Consider the following 21,968-nt stretch of genomic DNA (forward strand, 5'->3'; position numbering starts at 1 on the left):
GCGGAACTGTCCTAAGTGAGTGGATTCAAGCGGTTAGCTTAGCGATGTATGAAACTTACTAGCACTATTAAATAAAAACCGTTATTCTTAAACTAACAATTTGGTAAGAGACTAACTATAAACAAGGGAATGGAACTGATCTTCCATTTCTTTTTTTGAAAAGGAGGAATTGTGATGACCGAATGTGTCTTAGGTGTTGATTTAGGAACCAGTGCCGTGAAGGTTTCCGCCGTGACTAAGAAGGGGGAGATTATTGCCCAGGAAGGTATGGACTTTCCGCTCAGTCAACCGCAGCCCGGATACGCGGAACAAGATCCTGAAGATTGGGTAAGTGCGGCAACGGTCGCAATTGTGCGACTGATTTTAAGGGATCAATTAAAACCTGAAGAAATTAAAGGAATCAGTTATTCCGGCCAAATGCACGGCTTGGTTCTTTTGGACAAGGATAACCGAGTGTTACGGCCGGCGATGCTGTGGAATGATACCCGTTCCACTAAGCAACGTGAAGAAATTATGGCTAAAATGGGCAACCGATTTATTGAAATTACCCACAATCAGCCATTGGAGGGCTTTACCCTACCAAAGTTGCTTTGGGTTAAAGAAAATCAACCGGAAATCTTTGCCAAAGCCAAGACAATGTTACTGCCGAAGGATTATTTACGATTTCGGATGACCGGCAAGTTGGCCATTGACTACTCTGATGCCACTGGAACGGTGATGTTGGATGTTGAAAAACAAACTTGGAGTCGTGAAATTCTTGAGACGTTTGGAATCTCAGAAAGTCTTTGTCCGCCATTAGTCCGATCAATTGATAATACAGGTCAGATTGATGACTGGTATGCCGAATATTCGGGTCTTTCGACGACAACTAAAACTTTCGGCGGTGGTGCTGATAATGCGTGTGGCGCGGTTGGGGCCGGTATTGATAGTCCGACTAAACTATTATCCAGTATCGGGACTTCCGGCGTGATTTTAAAATATGAACCAAACAGAAAAACCAACTATCAAGGCGTTCTTCAGTATGAAGATCACGCAATTCCTGACGCTTTTTACTCAATGGGCGTCACGTTAGCAGCAGGTTTTTCGCTAAGCTGGTTTAAAAAGACCTTTGCGGCCGATGAAGACTTTACAACGGTTGTTGAAAGCGCGGCAAAATCAACGGTGGGGGCGAACGGTCTGTTATTTGCCCCTTACATTGTTGGTGAGCGGGCACCATACGCTGATGCAGATATCCGGGGGAGCTTCATCGGGGTTGACGGTATCCATCAACGCCATGATTTTGTCAGAGCGGTACTGGAAGGAATTATCTTTTCATTCCGAGACCTGATGGATAAGTATGAAGCGAAGGGCAGTCATTTTGAGACGGTTGTGTCCATTGGTGGTGGTGCCAAAAGTCGATTGTGGCAACAAATTCAGGCCGACATTTTCAATACGCGAGTGGTGTCATTGAAAAACGAACAGGGCCCGGGACTGGGAGCCGCGATGCTAGCCGCCGTTGGTCTTGGGTGGTTTAAAGATATTTCCGAGTGTACTAAGGTCTTTGTTCACTTTAAGGATGTTTTTTTGCCTCAGCCGGGAAACGTTGAAAAATATCGCCGACTTCATGAGATCTATAAGCAGATTTATCCAAGTACTAAGCAAATAACGCACGAGTTAGTTGCTTATCGGCGGGAAAATCAGGATCGTTAAACTGGAAATGATGGCCTGAATTGGCCGATCATCTTATGAAACTATCCTTCAAATAACCGTTTTTCGCCCACCAAAATTGCAACAGCCAACCGTTCTGCTATAATATTGCTTGTGCAATTAATTCGAAAGCAATATATAGTTAGGATCTTGATAAGAAATTATGGCAAAAGAAAAGACACCACAATGGAAGAAAAACTTATGGGCGCTTTGGTTTGGCAATTTTGCCACCGGTGCCGGCGCGAGTATGGCACTCCCATTTCTGCCGCTGTTTATTACTGAACTGGGGAATTTTCCCAAGTGGGAGTTGACATTATACTCTGGACTGGCTTTTTCAAGCGTGTTTTTAAGTCAGGCGATTGTGTCACCTATGTGGGGAAATTTAGCGGATCGAACCGGTCGAAAACCAATGCTGTTGCGAGCGTCAATTGGGATGACAATCAGTGCGACGCTGTGTGGATTGGCTACCAATGTCTGGGTATTGATTTTCATTCGACTAATCCAGGGGACTTTCTCGGGTTACATTAACAATGCATATGCGTTAATGGCTAGTGAAGTGCCACAAGAAGAAAGCGGCCACACAATGGGCACTTTGACCACCGGTAACGTTGGTGGTAATCTCATTGGGCCAATCATTGGCGGGTATTTGTCCGGTATCTTTGGCTACCGACTGCCCTTCTACATTTTTGGTTTTATGATGTTACTGGCATCGATTTCAACTTGGTTATTTGTTAAAGAGGACTTTAAACCGGTTAAGAAAAATGCCAAGTTGGGCATTCGGGATGCCTTTGCCGGGATTCAAAAGAAGTGGATTGTTTCGGCAATGATTATTTCATCTATGCTAATCATGGCGGCTACTATGTCGATTAATCCAATTATCAGTTTGTTTGTTAGAGAGCTGATGCACGGGCACGGTAACGTGGCGTTTGCCAGTGGGGTGATCGCGGCACTGCCGGGGATTGCCACCATTTTAACGGCACCGACTTTAGGGAAATTAGGGGACCACATTGGACCGGAAAAGATTTTGCTGGCCGGATTGATTTTTTCGGCGGTTGTCTTTTTCCCGATGACCTTTGTGACCACGGTTTTAGTCCTGGGGATCTTAAGATTTTTGATTGGAATTGCCAACGCCGCGTTAATGCCGATTACTCAAACCGTTATGACGCTGGAAACACCAGCTAATTCGGTTAGTCGGATTTTCAGCTATAATCAGTCTGCCCAAGCGGTTGGAGCGGTCGTTGGCCCAATGATGGCCTCAGGAGTTGCTGGAATTTTAGATTATCGATATGTCTTTTTAATGACGACCCTACTGGTTTTACTTAACCTGGTGATCGTGTTGATCGCTTACCATAAGGATCGTGGTCGTCGAACGGCGCCTTTAGAGTAAATTAAGTATTAAAAAAGTTGAGACAGAAGTTACTACCGCTTTTTAACTTCTGCCTCAACTTTTTTTACTCGAAATAGAGAATCTTTACCATTTCTTAATAATTTGACTAGTTGGGAGGCTTATCAAAATGGTGTCGGTTTCATGAAACCGGTCTCGTTAAAAATCGTCAAAAGGGCATAGCCGTGGTAACAAATTGATTGTATAATCGGTTCAAAATTAAGTGAGTGGATCAAAGCGGTTAGATTTCGGAGTGTAAGGCGTTGATTCGGAAAATCCCGGTTTTGGATTTTTTGAATCAATCCCTTACAGGTAGAAATCTGCTTTGAGGAACTGTCCTCCAAAAAGTGAGTGAAACCAAACAGTAATCTACGATCCCTTAGACGCAGTAGATTGTTTGGCGGAACTGTCCTAAAAACAGTGAGTGGATCAAAGCGGTTAGATTTCGGAGTGTCAGGCGTTGATTCGATGGCAGTCACTTGCTTAATTTTGCCAGATTAAGGACACCGGTTTTTAGAGAGAGAACTGAGAAGACTATCAGGGGGTTATACATATGACAATATTTTTGAAAATTACAGATTTCCTGTTGCTTTATTTGTTAATTGCACTGTGGGTTGGCGATTTCTTCTCAATGAGAATGCAGGGGAAAGCTTCCGAGGCCGTTTCCAAGTTATTAAGGAATGATGCTGAACCACTGAAGATTGCAATTGAGAATCCGGTACATATTTCTGATGCGACTCAAGCCTTAATTGACAAGAAGCTGGCATCGATTAACCGTTGGTACTGGCTGGCCAAGAAGAACGTTGTTATGCTGGTTGTTTTAGGTCTTCAGCAGTGGTTGGTAATCACAGCCAAGCAAAACTGGGGGTTGGTAACAATTGAACTGGCGATGTTAGTGATCTGTGGCATTATTTTGGCTGCTGATTTGCGGGTCAATCATGTTCGGGTTCAACTTGAAAAAGCATTGAAGCCGTATGAAGACCGGTTGTGGTTTGAGTATCAACTTCGAAGTTGATGTTAGGGCCTCAATGGGCTTACAACAAAAAGGTGGTTAACGTATTAAACGCGTTTGGCCGCCTTTTTGGTTACTACAAATTCACAGGCATCTTATTACACTTTTTGAAGGGATGGTTGTATACTTTGGGAAAAATCATCAAGGGTGATCAGAAGTGCATTGGGGGATGCCGATAGAAATGGACAAGTAGTGCCAACAAACAGCTTGTCAAGGGTACAAATACGAGAGTTTGGAGGGATTAAAATGACTGACTTTTTAAAACTGACTGACTTCATCTTAATTTATATCTTAATTGCACTTTGGGTTGGTGACTTCTTCTCAATGCGAAGGGTTGGAAAATCATCCACCTACGTTTCCGAACTGCTGAAAAAGGACGCGAAGGGGCTACAGATTGCTCTTGAAAAACCGGCTAATTTTACCAGTGACCTTCAAAAGCTGGTGACAAAGAAGATTCGGGCAATTCACCGTTGGTACTGGCTGGCTAATAAAACCTTGGCGATGATCGGAATTCTGGGACTGCAGCAATGGCTGGTGATGACAGCTAAACAAAATTGGGGACTGGTTGTGATTGAGGTCACCATGTTGGTCATTTGTGGCGTTATTTTGGCGGCCGACTTTCGGGTGAACATTGTGAGAGTCCAACTGGAAAAAGCATTAAAACCATACGAGGATCGGCTTTGGTTTGAATATCGACTCAGAAGCTGAACACTAGTTTTAACTTAAGTTTAAGCTCAAAAATATCCTTTTTTCTTTGGTTAGTGGTACATTAAAGCTGTGGTAAACAGTGCCACGTAGATCATTGATGGGGGTAGAATTGGATATGAAATTTGAAGCAAGAAAATCACTATACGTTGGATTAGCGGCCTTGTCATTCGTTGCAGCAACTGGTTTTGCGGCGACTCAAGCAAGTGCTAAGACTTATGCCAGGGTGACATCAAATGCCACTTTGACAACTGATCCAACCACTCGAAACGTCACGACAAATGGTTCCAACGCCTTATATACAAAGGCTGGTACGTTGCGGGGCGCGCGAGTGGTTGCTGGCAAAGCCACTTTGGCTCAGTATGGCAATTCAAACAGTTCCCAGCAGTATTTCCGGGCTTATCGGGTCGCTACCACTAATAAAGGATCAGTTTACTATAAGGTGGTGTCGTTTAACGGCAACCTTAGAGGCTGGATTTATGGCGGCCGTTCAACAAACGCATTTGGCGGCGGCATTGCGTCGGCCAATACCATGACGCCGGCAAGCTTGCCATCAGTCACCAAAGGCTATACGTTGACGAATGTTAATAAGAATTCACTCTGGGTGAACCCAAAGTGGAGTCAATATAAAGCAAAGCAGGCAGATATGAGCGGTTATAAGAGCGGCGATACCTTTACGATTACCAGCGCTGCCACTAAGACCCGTGAAGGCTGGCTGTACTATCAAGTGACAGATGATAACAATTCTGCTGTAACTGGCTGGGTCTTTGCTGGCGGGTTAACTGCGCCGGCGACTAATCCATCAACCAATACCACGACGCCAACCAAGGATAACAGCATTCAAATTGTTTACTTGAACGCGTCCGGTCAGCAGGTCGGTCAGACTTACAACTGGATTATTCAAAGCAGTGATTTGAAGTCTGGCGCTAAGCTGACGAATGGTGCCAAATTAGGCGACATATTAACCAACTCGACTGAATTAACGGATGTGGCCAATAAGAATGTGCCGGCTGGCTACACCATCAGTAAGAGTCAGCCGAATAATCCGGTGGCTAATGTGACTGTCGGTAGTAACTACACGGTTTATGTGGATCAAAGCGTTCAGAAATATGCCTCGCAATTGACTTATTACGATGCTAAAACCAACAATCAAATTCTAAGTTCGCAGTTGCAGGGTAACTCTTATCCACAATTGTCAACGATTGAACAGGGAATTTTCAGTAGCCCAACACAAACGACGATTCAACCGGCATTGTTTGATAACGCCATCTTTACAAACGGTGGCCGGCTATCCGGGTTAACCGGAAACACAATCAACGCCGGTGGCCAAATCTTCACACCAAGTTGGCGGTTTGATGCGGCGAAAACAAAGCAGGCAAATGCCAATATCAAATACGGTGACACGATTAAGCTTTATTACGATGAAAATTAATTAGGATTCATCAAAAAAATGATTAATAAAAACGGCTTCCATCTTTGGAGGCCGTTTTTTAATATAGGGTGTCTGGCTTGATTGAACCGGTTTATTCAACAGCTTTCACAACGAAGAGCTGTGAGTGAAAGTCCTTGGATGAGTTACCATCCGGCAGAATGGTCGGCACAAAGTAACCGGCATGCATGAGTTCATCCCCATAATAGATCTCGGTATCATCGTTAACGCGATACTGTTGATCGGGCAGTAAGCCTTTAAAGTAGAAACGGGTGTAAGGGACGTTAACGTGATTGAGTATTTGGTAACGCGCGGCAATCGCCTGCTTCTGATCAGCACTGACTACCTGCCAACTAATCACGTTGCCGTCGCCGGTAAATGGACTGTCGATTCGATAGAAAGTCTCAAATTGAAAGAGGCGGCGATATTGCTTATAGAAGGCCACCTGCGCTTTGATTTGGTCGCGTTCGGCATCTGTGAGTTTGGTGATATCCAATTCATAACCAAAGTCGCCAAAGAAAGCCACGTCACCCCGAGTCTTGAGCGAGGTGATCCGACCAGTTTGATCATTTGGCACGGCTGAAACGTGAGCGCCCATCATGGTTTGCGGATAACCATAGGATGTCCCAAATTGTATCAGCAATCGTTCAACGGCGTCGGTATCGTCGCTGGTCCAGGCTTGCGGTGCGTAATACATCATCCCCAAGTCAAAGCGGCCACCACCGGAAGCACAGGATTCAAACAGGACGTCCGGATAAGCGTTGGTCAGTCGGTCATAAAGCTGGTAAACGCCAAGAATGTAACGGTGTGGGAGTTCCAACTGCTGGGAGCGATCCAAAGCTGAGCTGAACATTTCTGTGATGTGGCGGTTCATATCCCATTTAATATAATCTAAATGAGCAGATTCAATCATGTGACTCATGAGGTTATAGAGATAGTCAATAACGGCTGGTCGGGTCATGTCAAGAACAAATTGATGCCGCCCAGGGCTTGGGGTTGCTTTGGGCGCTCGAATCATCCACTCAGGATGTTTTTGATAGAGTTCACTATCAATTGAGATCATTTCCGGTTCAAACCAGAGACCAAATTTCATCCCTAAATCATGTACCTGTTGACTAAAGTGTTCAATGCCATCCGGGAATTTTTTCCGATCGACAAACCAATCACCCAGCGAGGTTGTGTCATCATCGCGGTGGCCAAACCAACCATCATCCAGGACAAACATTTCGATTCCCAACTGGTGGGCTTGGTTCACAATTGTCATTAACTTACTTTCGTTGAAATTAAAATAGGTTGCTTCCCAATTGTTAATTAAAATTGGGCGATCTTCATGCGCAAATCGTGGATTGACTAAGTGTTGCTGATAGAAGGCTGCCATTTGTTGTGAAAGTTGATTCATCCCAGCATTCGTGTAACTGAAGACGGCTTCCGGCGTTTGAAATGACGCTTTGGCCGGCAGGTTCCACCCGAATTCGTCAGGATTAATCCCAATCAGAACACGGCTGGTGGCATATTGATCAACCTCGACGGAGTCCAAAAAGTTGCCGGAGTAAATTAAATTAAACCCCAAAACGTCACCTTGCTGATCAGTGGTGTCTGGTCGAGCCAACATGACGAATGGATTCTGCTGGTGACTGGAAGAGGTTCGTAAGCTGCCAATACTTTGGACGCCTGGTCGTAGGTGATTACGATAGAGGTGCCGTTCACGAGCCCATGTTCCGGAAAATTGAATAAAATCGTAGTTGGCATCTGGCAGATCGAGTTGGGCACTTAGCGCCCGGTTGAGGAATAATTTTTCCGGCGTGGGATTGGTAAACTTAGTGCTTCTGACAATCACGTCCTGATGGGGAAAGAGTGTATAAATTAATTCCAATAAGAGGCCAGTAATCTGATCTTTAAAGTAAACAATCAATGTTTGGGCATCATCGTTGGTATCATCGAACGTCGACGGCAGGTTGACTAATCGCTGCTTTCCGGCTAAAAGTTGATAATGGTCATACTTTAATTCGGTAATTCGGCTGCCGTTTTCTTGAGTGACCTGGAAGGCGGGAAGCCGAAAATCACCTTTGCCAAGGCCTGAATATTCGGCTTTGAGGGCGCCCGGTTGGAAATGGGGATCGGCTTCACTGAGGGATGGGTTGTCATTTCGCCATTCCCGAGTGATTAAATTTTGATAGTTAGGCTGAACGTGAATTTGACGACCGTAATAAATCTGACCAGCTTCACCGTTTTCCATGATGCGGAAGATATAACTGGTGTGATCGGTTTGAAGATGAAAAACTAAATGGTCATCGTTGATATGAATTGTCATTTGCGCCATCCTTTCGAAATTAAGTGCCGAAAATAACCGGTTGGCACTTTGAATAATGTCTGTTACATCTCTAAGGTAACCGTTTTCAACAATAAACACAATACTCAGATTGGTAGAATTTCGATTTTAATTTAATGTTAATTTCTAGCGTTTTTGATCGTTCCGTACCATAATAGGATTACCAAAGAAATCCGAGGAGGCATCGTAATGTCAATTTTAACTGAAACGTACCAGTTAAATAATGGTAATGAAATTCCCAAAGTTGGTTTTGGGACCTGGCAGATTCCGGGAGGTAAACCAACGTATGAGGCGGTAACAGCAGCTTTAAAAGCGGGTTACCGACATGTTGATACGGCAAAAGCCTACCGAAACGAGGAAAGTGTGGGTCAGGCAATTTTTGATTCCGATGTCGATCGTGAAAATGTGTTTGTGACCTCTAAGCTGCCGGCTGAAACTAAAACTTATGACGGTGTGATTAAAGATTTTCAATCCACGATGAAAGCGTTGGACTTTTCGTATTTGGATTTATATTTAATTCACGCACCGTGGCCGTGGGCTCAAAGAGGGTCAACAGACTATGATCAGGCTAACCGCGAAGTCTGGCAGGCAATGCAGGACATCTATGAAAGTGGTGAAGTGAAGGCAATTGGCGTTTCCAACTTCAACGTTCACGACTTGCAAAATATTTTAGCAACCGCGGATATCAAGCCGGCCGTCAACCAAATTCGGTATTTTGCCGGCTACACGGAACCGCAGATCACGAAATTCACCAAAGATAACGGTATTTTGGTGGAGGCTTATTCGCCATTGGCAACCGGGGCCTTGTTCGAAAATGAGGACATCCAGACAATGGCGAATAAGTATGGTGTTAGTGTGGCACAATTAGCAATTAAATTTGTACTCCAAAATGGTGTGTTACCGTTACCAAAAGCGGTTAATGAAAACCACATTAAAAATAACACCCAGTTGAATTTTGAGATTAGTCAGGATGACATGCAGCGATTGGATGATTTGAATGGGAGTGACTTCGGGTAGTGCGCGGAGCCAACCCAGGATAAACCGGACTGTAAAGCGTCATCAGTTAATTCCCGCTTTTGGAATTTGCTGATGACGCTTTACATGTAGGTTTATGGTTGGCGTAGCGGTTCTAATCGCAGTTGCAAGACTGAAAATTATCTCTGGAAAGATATTTCAACCAAACTTTTTTGAAGCTTAAAACCAATTTTAAGGTTGAGTTAAGGTAGGACCGTTATTCTTTAGATATTAAATATTCAGAGTGTTTAAGCAAATGATTTCTTCTGATGATACCCTACTCCAAGCGAAAATGTATTTGAAGATGATGAACCCTTAATACCCCCGCTCTGAATATTTTGGGAAATGCAATGTACTGTTAGGATACCCGATAATAACTCGCCCCAGATAATTACTAATACCAATAATTTCTAACGAATACACACTCTAGTTACATTTTCCCTCAAAGTAGCCTTGTTGCAGATGCACAGGGCTTTTTTGTTTGAAACCTGAAAGTGGTCGGCTGATTTCTTTAACGAGATCAAGCCGACCATTTTTTAATTTAGACAATATATTTAAGCTTCAATTAAGCTGTGCCGGTTATTCTATTAACAATCAAATATGACCAAGCAAGTAGAGATAATTCAAAAAAATAATTAACAAACTGAAATTGATTTAAGCTTCGATTAAGCTGTAAGTTATATGATACAGACAATTAATCAAAGTTGATGAATGAAAACGAAAGGAATGATTGCAATGACAGTGGCAATAAAGAGACGACCTAAATTTAAATATGATAAGACAATCACTAAAAAATACCGAGTGGTGGTATGGCGTTGTTATTAAACAATTGCGACCCAAGTTATTTAGGCGAATCACCTGAGTTAATTCAGTTCGAGAGCTGAAACTCAGCACTCGCCAACACAATCTTGAAAGAAGTGATGCGATGACCAGTAACTTGTAACTTGTAATTTGTAACTTAGTGCAACCCATGCACTTAAAAACTCACCCCTCAAATAATCAAAAATACGATTTCTTAACTAACTTTATGATAAATACCCTTCAATATAATAAACTCTTCCCTCAAAGTCCTGCGCGAACAGGGCTTTTTCTTATGGATTTCCAACAATTAAGATCTTCTTTTCCTAAAGATCCCCAGAACAATCAGTCCCAGCCATCCCAGCAAGGAGAGCATTGAAAACAGGCTTCCCAACTTTGTGCCGTGACTTTGGATACTAATAGTTGCCTGATTAACTGTTTTGGGAATTCGTAGTTTAAAGGTGCCACGTTTTGAAAGTGATGATTTTAAGGGATGACCGTTGAATTTAACGGTATAGTTCATGCCGGTATAACGAATAAACGGTAAGTCCAAGAAAGTAGCTTTTTTCATTGGAACCTGCAGATGATAGGTGATGACGTTGCTTCCCGATTGGATACTGTCAGCGGCAATTTTAAACGATTGACCATTTAGTATCGCTGCTTTATTGGCTAATTCGTCAATATAGTGGCCAGAAGTAGTCGGTAAATAATCTGTTCGACCGGAGCCGTTATCGGTTGGAAATTGGTTGTTATAATCCTCATTGTTAACTTTATAATTTTGCAAATTCAGATTGGATCTGGGAATTTGATGAGTGGGGGTGGCTTTGTACGATAGTTCTGGCTGACTGGTTCGATCGAATTGGTTATCGAATGGATTTTGGCTGGTTGTGACATTCATCGGATAAAGCGCTGAATAACTGAAAGAATTGAGTAGGCAGAAACTAAAACCGATCAACAACCCGCAAGCACTCAACCAGTGGTGATTGAATTTAGCATTAATGAAGTAAGCACCAAAAGCGGCGAGAAACATGAGCACGACCGGCATGATCCGGTGGCCACTTTGGATAGCTTCAATACCTCTGATAAGTGGCAGATGATGAATCAGATTCCATGGGAAAAGATTTGATAAAACAAACAGTGTGGCAATTCCGCCAAAGTATGCCAGACGACCAACCTTAGGCATTGATTTGAGAAAAAGGAAGCCGAATATCAGGAAAAACAATAGAATAAGGCCGATCCCTTTGTTGGCAATACTTTGATTAAATAAGGTGAATAAATTTTGGGGATCTTTGTAGAGATTTTGTGGCTCTGGTCGCATTAACTTTTGGCTTAACGTCAAAGTTGCCAATGGTCCCCAGACAATTAAGCTGAGTATTAAGGTGTAGATCGCAGAAATGGCTAGGTAGAAGAAACGGGTTAGTCGTTCGTTAACCGGCTGTTCTGTGAAGAAAATCAAGTAAAAAATAAGCAGGGCAACAATCACAATCAAACTGGTTGGTGCATGGGCGTACATAATGCCAATGACTCCAATAACTAATAAGTACCAGCGTCGATAGTCTTTGAACATTGCTTGATAAAGACCAGCAAAGGCCAACGGAATGAACGGATAGGAAAGAAATTCACCAAACTGGGTAGTGATAATCTCCATCACCAGATAGGTGGTCAGACCATAAAAAATAGCAAATAGAAATGCAACTCTGCGGGACTGGGCAACTAATCTCATACTTTAGTAGGCGAGAAGCAATGTTGTGAGAATTATCAAAACATATGTAAAGTAGATGGCACTGACGGCTGAAAAGATGAATTTAAATCCGGCAAATAAATACAACCATACCCACGGGTAGCACGCCACTACCGCATCACCGAGCTGATTAAAAGTGTGGGTGGCAATATGACTGATTAAGGTGCCGTGTTTTAGATTAAGAAATATTTCTTGAATACGGCTAAGGTGAAATTGTAAGTCCGGGCCGGAATATAAGTGCATGGTCACCCAGAATGGCAAGACGACTAGAAATGATAATACGCCGAATATGACAGTCACAGTTAAATCTTTGTGCTGTCGGAGCTTCGATATTAAACTTTGCAATAAAAGCACACTCCCTCATTTGTGAAGCAATTTAAAATGGTGTTCTAAAAATAACCAGAGCACTGCTAATCTAATTGCTTGATTATAACTATCATACGGTGAGAAAGTGTGATTTTCAATTGCTGATTAATGGGTTAAATAAAGTCCAAGTAGCGTTGTCACTGGCAATAGGATATAGAGAATCATATTTGATACTGACTAAGTGGCGATCGTCGAATTGCAGCGTCCACGCATCTCTTTAGGGCGATAACAGTGGCAATGTTTAAATTGTGAGTCGATTAATTTTCATTAGTAAGCCCCTCTTCAAAAGTTAGGATTCTAGTTACGACAAAGTTTTGGAAAGAAATTTAAGTGGCTTAAGCTTCAGTTAAGGTAGAAACGATATGATAATGACAATCAAATAAGGGAAGTGGAAGCAACCCTTATTTGGTGAAAGTGGTGTAGCGGTACTTGATTGGCTGCTTTAAGAAAGTTGATAATAATTAACCCCTCAAAATAATTATTTTCCCCCAACGATTTCTTAACCAACTTTAGATGAATAACCCTTCAATATTAATGAAAAATCTTCCCCCCTAAATTGACTTAAGCCACGTGCTTGGGTCTTTTTTTAAACTTATAAGGTATTATAAAATTCTAGAGCGTGGTAACTGTTGAACTGCTAACGATCATCATGCTTTTAATTTTCACAAAATGGTAGTCAAAGCTTATCTTCACTATGTAGCCATGATTTTAAGATCAATCAAAATTAATCAACTTGTATTTGCTTCCGTGACCTGCAAATTTAACTAATGTCGGCACATATTTTACCTGATACTTCTCTCGAATTTGCTATAATTTCTTATTTTGGGTGTATTCTGAGTATTGAAATAGTAGAAATGCTTAACATGATGCTGTTTGACATATCCCCAAATTTTGTTAATAGACAATAGACAATCTGGGCAAGTTGAGCGTCCAAAGTAGACATATGTTTGTGCGTTATGCTTAATCATATTTTTAAAGCTGCCAGAAATGACTTTATCAAGACGTCCGGCCTTTTTTGATAATTTTTCTTTGCCTGATTCCAACTGCTAAAGCAAGAAGACGACGTTAAAGCCGAGTTGTTCTCAGCAGCTAAAGTTGTGTGGGGATCGGAAAAACTGACCCAGGATACCATAACTGCAAAAATCAATGTTGTTAATAAAAATATTTTTTTCGTAACGTAGTCCCATCTTAATCATTCTTATGCTTTCTCTTTGAAACTTGCCATTCAGCTAATAATTTTATAGTGAACAAAGTGTCAAATACGCAAATAAAACTGAAATAGTTTAAGTTCCAAGAAAAAATAACAGAGGAAAAGGTAAACGCAATTCCAAGTAGCCAGATGCTCAGTCTTACATGTGATAGAAAAAATTCCTTCATCTATCAATCACCCCCTTCTCAATTGGTTGACTTAACTACATTTAATCGCCATCCAAGATAATTCGGCAACGAGTGCGTAAACGCTCAAACTGCCAATACCTTCTTGAACAATTAGTTTAGTTGCTTCTTCCCAGGCTTTTTTCAATGAGCTCTTCCAATCCTCCAGCTACTAGCGCTCCATATAAATCTGCGCTAATGTTCCTCTTTTTGGTGTGATTTAATCTTATCAGATACCCCCTGATTATATCAATACATTTTAGGAATTTTATAATTCTTTTTTAATTATCACAAAACCATTTCTTAATTTATCTTATTGAATGAGATAACCACCATTTAATCAGCTGCCACGAAAGCACTAAGAAAAATTAATTTTACTTTGAAAATGAAAATGCTTGATTGGTGGCCCTAGCACCACGCGTTATTAAAGAACCTTAAAGGAAGCCTAAAAAAATCATATTCATCACATCATTAAGATGTCGTGAATATGATCTATTTTTGCCAACTTTTACAATAATTAATTGCCAAAGCCATACTTAAGCGCCTAAAATGGTTGTTAACAAGAGAAATGCTAACAATCTAAAAGAAATCAGGTGGTTAAATGGCAAGCTCGAATACTAGATGGGCAACCCGCTGGCCCGAGCGCATCAGCTATGGGTTAAGTGATGCGGCTGACAATTTAGTGTTTCAAATGATGACAACCTATTTACTCTTCTTCTATACCGACGTTTACGGATTAAGTGCCAGTGCAGCTGCAATTCTATTTATTGTTGCACGAGTGGCAGACGTTGTTGAAAGTTTTGTGATTGGTGTGATGATTGACCACACTCATTCCAGATTTGGCAAAAGTCGGCCTTTCTTTTTGTGGTACGCATTTCCATACGTTATTTTTGCAATTTTGACATTCATTACACCGAACTTTTCATATGGCGGGAAAATTGCCTGGGCATATTTTACGTACCTGGGACTCGGCTTCCTGTACACTGCCGTTAATCTGCCGATTACTTCAATTTTACCAACACTGTCACGGAACTCTCGCGAACTAACTTTGTTGGGGGTAATTCGTCAATTCTTTGGCAGTTTGGTTCAGATTATTGTGGCCGTGTTCACTCTGCCATTAGTCGCTTTGTTTGGTAAAGGCGATCAGCGAACCGGCTTTTTAGGAACGATTATCTTATTTGGTATCATCTCATTGTTTTTGATTTTGAACACGTTCGTTCATGTTCGTGAGCGTTATGCTAACCCAGAGATTGCCCATCAACCGTTAAAATAAGTTTTGGCAATGGTTCGACGTAATCAGCCTTGGATCATTATCTCAGTTTCAATCTTTATGTATTGGTTGGTAACGTCAATCAAGAATCAAACCACCATTTACTATTTCAAGTACGTGATGGGAAATGAAAATCTGGTTCCATTGGCCAATAGTTTCACCTTTACGTCATTGATTGGGGTCCTATTGATTATGCGGATCACGGAAACCCAGAGTAAAAAGCGAACCATGATGAGTGGGATTTTAGTGGCATTTGTCGGCCAAATTGTGATTGCACTAGGCGTCTACCTCAATCAGGTGCCGACGTTATTTGGCGGGATTTTCATCAATTCAATTGGTAACGGGATTATTATTGGGCTGGTATCAATTATGATTGCCGATACCATTCGTTATGGCGTCAGCATGGGCGTTCAAGCTGAAGGTATTCTCGCTTCAACCGATGACTTTGGTGTTAACTTTGGCCTGGGAATCGGTGGTTTGATTACCGCCGGCCTCTTTCACCTTTCCGGTTACGTTGCCAATCATCAACAGAACGCCGCGACGATTACCATGATTAACGTCAATTACGTTTGGCTGCCATTGGCGATCTATGCAGGGATGTACTTTGTGATGCGGCTGTATAATGAGCAGCAGATATTGGATGAGATTAAAGGATAGGATTGATAAATTTAACCAGATAAACATGGACAGCTACGAAAATTAGCTGTTTTTTTATTACAGTGATTCGGTATTTAAGCTTTTATTATGATAAAATTAACATAAGTTATTCTGTGATTAGAATTAGCAGGGGGTCGGGAAGAATGGTTGTAGAAACTCACGAATTAGCTTTTGAGGATGAGCTGATTCATTTTTTAACAAGAATTGGTGGCACTAAGCAATGGCAGTATTTGCCAAACGTTAAGACAACGGAGCAGCTTTGGGCAAATTTCAGACATATTTTGGAACTGAATAATCCCGATAAACTATCTCAACCGCTTTCTAAAACCGAATTTGCTCAAGTTAAACGTGAAATTAACAATTTGAGAACACCTTATCAAGCTGGCCAATTTTTGTATGGGTTAAATGGAAAATCTGAAATTGAGTTGGATTTGGATGATGGTCGTCACGTTTATCTAACGGTGTTTGATCAGGACCAAATTGGCGCTGGAGATACTGTTTATCAAGTTGTGAATCAAATTGAGCGGGCACCGGTTTTAGCTGGCCGAAAGAAACGTCGATTTGACACCACATTGCTCATTAATGGCTTGCCAATTATCCAAATTGAAGAAAAAGCCGACGGAAAAGATGCTAAAGAAGCGTTGAACCAGATGAAACAGTACATATCTGAGCAACAATACACGGGAATTTTTGCGACTTTGCAAATTCTAGTCGGCATGACGCCCCATGACATTCGCTACATGGCAAATGCAACGGAGCATCAATTTAATATGGACTTTACTTTTAGGTGGCAACGTGAAAAAGACAACGTACCAGTTCATGACTGGCAGGAATTTACAAATGCGGTGCTATCCATTCCGATGGCTCACCAAATGGCCACCAACTATATGATTTTGGATGGAACACCAAATAAACAAATGATTAAAGTGATGCGGCCTTATCAGGTTTATGCAACAAGACGGATAATGGATAAGCTGCGGATTCACCAATTTGGTGTCGATGATAAAGAGATTGGTTATGTCTGGCACACAACTGGCTCGGGTAAAACCATCAGCTCGTTTAAAGCAGCGTGGCTGGCTTCACGGCTTCCTAATGTTGATAAAGTCGTGTTTCTGGTTGATCGAATTGCACTCACAAATCAGACTTATGATGAGTACAGTGCTTATGATCCTGGGACAGATCAGGAAAGTACTAAAGGCGGCATTGTTGAGGATACGGCTAATAAACGAGCTTTACTGGCTAAACTAAAGAAAAAAGGAACTGGGATTATTGTGACGTCCATTCAAAAAATGGATGGTTTGGTTCGCCAGCACCATAATCCGTTTGAGCGGCGAGTAGTATTTATTGTCGACGAAGCCCACCGATCAACGTCTGGCGATATGTTGCAGCGAATTAAAAAAGCGTTTAAGAAATCGGCTTGGATTGGATATACCGGGACACCACGATTTGATGAAGATGATGGCCCCACGACTCGTGACATCTTTGGTGATTTGATTCATGCATACACTATTCGGGATGCAATCGCTGATAAAAATGTTTTAGGATTTAAGGTTGATTTTGAGACAACCTTATCTGATGAAACGTTGCGAAAGCAGTATTTACCACGGTATTTTAAGTTTCGATATCCAAATTGGTCTTCAGAACAAATTGAACATCGAATTGAAAATATCACGCCTGAAGATATGGATGATGCCATTGTTCCAAGCGTCTATGATATGAATCAAAAGCATGTTTATCTGGTTGTAAAAGATATCTTATCGAAATGGCAGAACAGATCATCAGAGTATCGTTATAATGCACTATTCACAACTCATGTTGGTGGCGGTAAGGCCTCTACTCCTATGGCGATGATGTATTATCGAGAATTTCTTGCGCAAAATAAGCATTTGGCAAAACCGTTGAAAATTGCAATTACTTTTAGCCAGTCAACTAATAATGGCGATCACCAATTACAGGCAAATAAAGATCTTCGAGAAGCAGTTGATCATTATAATCATTTATTCGGCACATCTTTTGACGATACAAACATGGGCGACTATACACAGGATGTGGTGGATCGGTTGAGTCGAACAGCTGATGATGGAAAATATCTTGACCTGGTAATTGTCATTGACCAATTGCTGACGGGCTTCAATGCACCGGAGTTAAACACGCTTTACGTTGATCGAACATTAAAAGGTGCCAGTTTAATTCAAGCTTATTCAAGAACTAATCGAGTTGTTGATATGCAATCCAAACCGTGGGGTAGAATTGTCAATTATCGATGGCCGAAGCAGACTGAAAAGCTAATGAAGGAAGCATTAGCAGTTTACGCTAATCCGGACTCTGCAAATGTTCAAACCACTTTGGATTTGCCAAACGATGGTACCATTTTAGCTAAAACTTTTGAGGATCTTCAAAAGGATCTTTCAAAAACGGTGACAACGATTAGTGATTTAACTAATGATTTTGAAGCGGTTCCTAAAAGTGAAAATTCTCAAGATGAGTTATATAGTCAATTGCAAACATATAATCGAACAATGGCTCAATTAAAGCAGGATGATCGATACGACAGTGATCATCCGGAGAAGTTATTAAAAGAAGTTGGCATGACACCTGATCATGAAGAATTATTAACAACGACTTTTGCAAATGAATTGAAAGATCGGATTGCCAAGAAGCAACATTTAAGTGTCGGCGATTTGGATCTTCGGATGGAACATGTTAAAGACATTCAGGTCAATTACGATTACTTGGAAGAATTAATTGCTCAATTGGCTAATCAGGTTCATGAGCATCAAATGGAAGATGCTGCAAAGACCAGGGGAACGGTTGATCAGATTGCGGATCAAATTCCGGATGAACATTATCGACAACAGGTTAAGCATTTTAATCAAGACTTATATGAAGGTAATACAGAAGTTGCCACTTATCCTGTACAAACAGAGGATGTTAAGCAGTTAATTCTTGATCATGCTAATAATCGAAAGCGGATGCAAATTCTGGCATTTAAAAAGCGATGGGGGTTAGTCGATATTCCATCAACCAAACAAATTAATGGCTTGTTGCTACATCACACACTTGGGGCAGATGATTTAAACCAGATGGGTGAGCTGAATAATATTATTCACGAAGCTCAAGGCTATTATGAAACGGATGCTGAGGATCCTAACGTGCGAACTTTGCACAAACTCAAGTATCGTAATCATTTACGGCAAGCTTTCACAGCATTTGCTGATCAATTAAAACGTAACTTTTAAGGGGAAAGACAAAAGATGGCGGAAACTAAAAATACAGCAAGAGATATTACCAATCAGCTCTGGGCAATGGCAAATGAGCTGCGAGGAAATATGGACGCAAGTGAATTTCGAAATTATATTTTAGGCTTTTTGTTTTATCGGTACCTTTCTGAAAATCAAGAAGCTTATTTGAAGGCTCAGGATTTATTGGACATCCAGGTAGGTGAATCGGTCAATGACGCTTATTTAAGGGAAGCCAGCGGGGATGATCTAAACGATTATCTTGAAGATATTGCTGGTTCTTTAGGCTATGCAATGCCACCTGAGAGCACTTGGGCCACTATCGTTAACAAAGTGGAACAGGACGAGATTCGAACTTCCGACTTTCAAGATATGTTTGATAACTTTGAAAAGAATGCATTGTTAAATCCTAATTCTCGGGCTGACTTTCGGGGCATTTTTACTGACATTAATTTAGGCAATAGCCGACTGGGTAACTCAACAGCTGCTCGTGGTAAGGCGCTGAGTAACATTGTGACAATGATTAATACCTTCGATTATAACGATGAAAATGGTCACGATATTCTTGGCGATGTGTATGAGTATTTAATTGCCCAATTTGCTGGGAACTCCGGCAAGAAAGCGGGTGAATTCTATACGCCACACGAAGTCTCACAGGTATTAGCAAAGTTGGTGACGTTGCATTTACAGAAGGATAACGAACAGTTCACGGTATTTGATCCGGCGATGGGATCGGGTTCTCTGCTATTAACGGTTGGTTCAGAAGTGCCGGGTGGTTATCAGTCGGGACGGGTTCACTTTCATGGACAGGAATTGAATACGACGACATATAACTTGGCGAGAATGAATTTGATGATGCATGGGGTCTCTTATCAGAATATGACGTTACGAAATGCGGACTCACTTGAGATGGATTGGCCGGATGGAGTGGATGCTCAAGGAATCGATCACCCACGTAGTTTTGATGCAGTGGTCGAAAACCCACCGTATTCTGCTCATTGGGATAATCAGGACAGCAAGATGAAGGACGTGCGATTTAAGGAGTATGGCTTGGCACCTAAATCGAAGGCCGATTTTGCTTTCTTATTAGATGGCCTCTATCACGTTAACAATGCGGGCACAATGGCAATTGTTTTGCCACATGGTGTGCTCTTTCGAGGTGCCAAGGAAGGTAAAATTCGTCAAGCCTTGTTGGAAAAGCATCAGATTGATGCCATTATCGGGATGCCTGCCGGATTGTTTTATTCGACGGGGATTCCAACGATTATCATGGTTTTGAAAAAGCAGCGACAAACCGATGACGTCTTGTTTATTGATGCCAGTCGTGATTTTGAAAAGGGGAAAAATCAAAACCATCTGCGTGCTCAGGATATTGATAAGATTGTTTCAACTTATCAAAAGCGCCAAGACGTTGATAAGTACGCCCATGTTGCCACCATGGACGAAATCAAGGAAAACGAATTTAATCTCAACATTCCAAGATATGTAGATACGTTTGAACCAGAACCACCAGTTGACGTTGACAAGTTGGTTTCGGATATTAAGAATACAGACGAACAAATTAGCAAATTGGAGTCTGAATTTTCGCCAATGCTGAATGATCTTGAAGGCAAGAACCCTGTCGCTCAACAGCAGCTTGCTAAGATTAAGGAGTTGTTTAAAAATGAGTGAAGAAAATCAACCTAAAATCAGGTTTAAGGGGTTTGATGACCCTTGGGAACAGCGTAAGTTGGGAGATGTCACCGAAGGAATTTCTGGAAATGACGGGAGAACAAACTTACCAATTTTAACAATATCTGCAGGACATGGTTGGATGGATCAAAAGAGTCGTTTTTCTCAAGTGATCGCTGGCAAAGAACTAAAAAACTATACTTTGTTGAAGCGTGGACAACTCTCGTATAATCATGGTAATTCCAAGCTTGCTAAATTTGGTGCAGTATTTGAGCTTCATGCATACAATGAAGCTTTGGTCCCGAAAGTTTATCACAGTTTCAAAGTTAATAACCTGTCTAGTGGTACGTTTATAGACTATCTTTTTTCTTCCAAGATACCAGATCAGGAGCTCCGAAAGCTTGTAACCTCTGGTGCACGCATGGATGGATTATTAAATATAAGTAAAAATGCATTCTTCGGAATCAAGTTAAATTTTCCAGTAAAGGATGAGCAAGAGAAGATTGGAAGTCTTCTCTCGTTAGCTGATAATCTTATCGCTGCCAATCAGAGTAAACTTGAACAGTTAAAGAAGCTAAAAAAGTTACTGATGCAAAAGATTTTTAGCCAAGAGTGGCGGTTCAAGGGATTTAATGACCCTTGGGAACAGCGTAAGCTGGGAGATGTAGTAGATAAAGTTACTAGAAAAAACAAAAATCTTCAATCAAAATTACCACTAACGATTTCTGCTCAGTTTGGGTTAGTTGATCAACGATCCTTTTTCAGTAAACAGGTTGCAAGTAAAAATATGAAGAACTATTTCTTGGTAAGAAAGGGTGAATTTGCTTATAACAAGAGCTATTCAAATGATTATCCTTGGGGAACTATAAAAAGGCTTGATTTGTATTCTGAAGGTGCATTGTCAACACTTTATATCGTTTTTAAGCCACTTAAAGTTGTATCAGATTTTCTTGTAGCATATTATGACTCCTCTTTTTGGTATAAGGAAGTTTCAGCAAAAGCAACAGAAGGTGCAAGAAATCACGGCCTTTTGAATATTTCTCCTCAAGACTTTTTTGATACGAAATTAATAATTCCAAGAAGTAACTTTGAACAAGGGAAAATAGGAAATTTGTTAAAACATACGAATAAAGTTATCGCTGCCAATCAACGACGGCTTGATCAGTTAAAGAAAGTCAAGAAGTATTTGATGCAGAATATGTTCGTTTAAATTCGTTTAAATTCTTAACTTGAGAATGGTCCTGTCACTGCTAATCAGTGATAGTCACATTAACGACTGATTTTGGAGAGAGT

General features: G+C 41.3%; 12 protein-coding genes and 1 pseudogene. 10 read left to right on the top strand and 3 right to left on the bottom strand.

Annotation, left to right across the window (positions count from 1 at the left end):
• The first annotated feature begins 174 nt into the window (after window positions 1–174).
• The 5 genes from xylB (at window position 175) to ED605_RS12955 (ending at window position 6,219) form a co-directional block, all read left to right on the top strand.
• On the top strand, window positions 175–1,689 hold the full coding sequence (xylB, locus tag ED605_RS12935; RefSeq protein WP_121979313.1) for a xylulokinase: 1,515 nt from the start codon (window positions 175–177) through the stop codon (window positions 1,687–1,689).
• 160 nt (window positions 1,690–1,849) lie between these two features.
• Complete coding sequence (locus ED605_RS12940) at window positions 1,850–3,073, top strand: MFS transporter (RefSeq protein ID WP_121979314.1); 1,224 nt, start codon at window positions 1,850–1,852, stop codon at window positions 3,071–3,073.
• A gap of 550 nt (window positions 3,074–3,623) precedes the next feature.
• The gene (locus ED605_RS12945; protein ID WP_121979315.1) at window positions 3,624–4,085 is read left to right on the top strand and encodes a hypothetical protein; all 462 of its coding nucleotides are present in this window, start codon (window positions 3,624–3,626) and stop codon (window positions 4,083–4,085) included.
• Between the two features lie 243 nt (window positions 4,086–4,328).
• Window positions 4,329–4,790 carry a hypothetical protein gene (locus tag ED605_RS12950; RefSeq protein ID WP_121979316.1) on the top strand — a complete coding sequence of 154 codons (462 nt, stop codon included), beginning with the start codon at window positions 4,329–4,331 and terminating at the stop codon, window positions 4,788–4,790.
• Between the two features lie 115 nt (window positions 4,791–4,905).
• On the top strand, window positions 4,906–6,219 hold the full coding sequence (locus ED605_RS12955) for an S-layer protein (protein WP_225419143.1): 1,314 nt from the start codon (window positions 4,906–4,908) through the stop codon (window positions 6,217–6,219).
• A gap of 91 nt (window positions 6,220–6,310) precedes the next feature.
• On the opposite strand, the gene ED605_RS12960 is transcribed toward ED605_RS12955, so the two are convergent.
• Window positions 6,311–8,527 (bottom strand): alpha-galactosidase, encoded by a 2,217-nt coding sequence (locus tag ED605_RS12960; protein ID WP_191981382.1) that lies wholly within the window; start codon window positions 8,525–8,527, stop codon window positions 6,311–6,313.
• A gap of 207 nt (window positions 8,528–8,734) precedes the next feature.
• Between ED605_RS12960 and ED605_RS12965 the strand changes: the two genes are divergently transcribed.
• The gene (locus ED605_RS12965; RefSeq protein ID WP_121979318.1) at window positions 8,735–9,562 is read left to right on the top strand and encodes an aldo/keto reductase; all 828 of its coding nucleotides are present in this window, start codon (window positions 8,735–8,737) and stop codon (window positions 9,560–9,562) included.
• A gap of 1,105 nt (window positions 9,563–10,667) precedes the next feature.
• Here ED605_RS12965 and ED605_RS12970 read toward each other — a convergent pair.
• Both ED605_RS12970 and ED605_RS15120 read right to left on the bottom strand, forming a co-directional pair.
• On the bottom strand, window positions 10,668–12,080 hold the full coding sequence (locus tag ED605_RS12970) for a putative glycosyltransferase family protein (RefSeq protein WP_225419144.1): 1,413 nt from the start codon (window positions 12,078–12,080) through the stop codon (window positions 10,668–10,670).
• Window positions 12,081–13,246: 1,166 nt separating this feature from the next.
• Window positions 13,247–13,507 carry a DUF6568 family protein gene (locus ED605_RS15120; protein ID WP_503100503.1) on the bottom strand — a complete coding sequence of 87 codons (261 nt, stop codon included), beginning with the start codon at window positions 13,505–13,507 and terminating at the stop codon, window positions 13,247–13,249.
• 932 nt (window positions 13,508–14,439) lie between these two features.
• Here ED605_RS15120 and ED605_RS12980 point away from each other — a divergent pair.
• The 4 genes and pseudogenes from ED605_RS12980 to ED605_RS12995 all read left to right on the top strand — a co-directional run bounded on the left by ED605_RS12980 (window position 14,440) and on the right by ED605_RS12995 (window position 21,885).
• Window positions 14,440–15,765, top strand: a pseudogene (locus tag ED605_RS12980) (MFS transporter).
• Between the two features lie 143 nt (window positions 15,766–15,908).
• The gene (locus tag ED605_RS12985; protein WP_121979320.1) at window positions 15,909–19,004 is read left to right on the top strand and encodes a type I restriction endonuclease subunit R; all 3,096 of its coding nucleotides are present in this window, start codon (window positions 15,909–15,911) and stop codon (window positions 19,002–19,004) included.
• A gap of 15 nt (window positions 19,005–19,019) precedes the next feature.
• On the top strand, window positions 19,020–20,675 hold the full coding sequence (locus tag ED605_RS12990; protein ID WP_121979321.1) for a type I restriction-modification system subunit M: 1,656 nt from the start codon (window positions 19,020–19,022) through the stop codon (window positions 20,673–20,675).
• Entirely contained in the window at window positions 20,668–21,885 is a 1,218-nt protein-coding gene (locus ED605_RS12995; protein ID WP_121979322.1) for a restriction endonuclease subunit S domain-containing protein, read from the top strand. Before ED605_RS12990 ends, ED605_RS12995 begins: the two co-directional genes overlap by 8 nt.
• The last annotated feature ends 83 nt before the right edge of the window (window positions 21,886–21,968 follow it).

Origin of the sequence: Lentilactobacillus raoultii (genome assembly GCF_900411375.1) — a bacterium.
Taxonomy (GTDB): Bacteria; Bacillota; Bacilli; order Lactobacillales; family Lactobacillaceae; genus Lentilactobacillus; species Lentilactobacillus raoultii.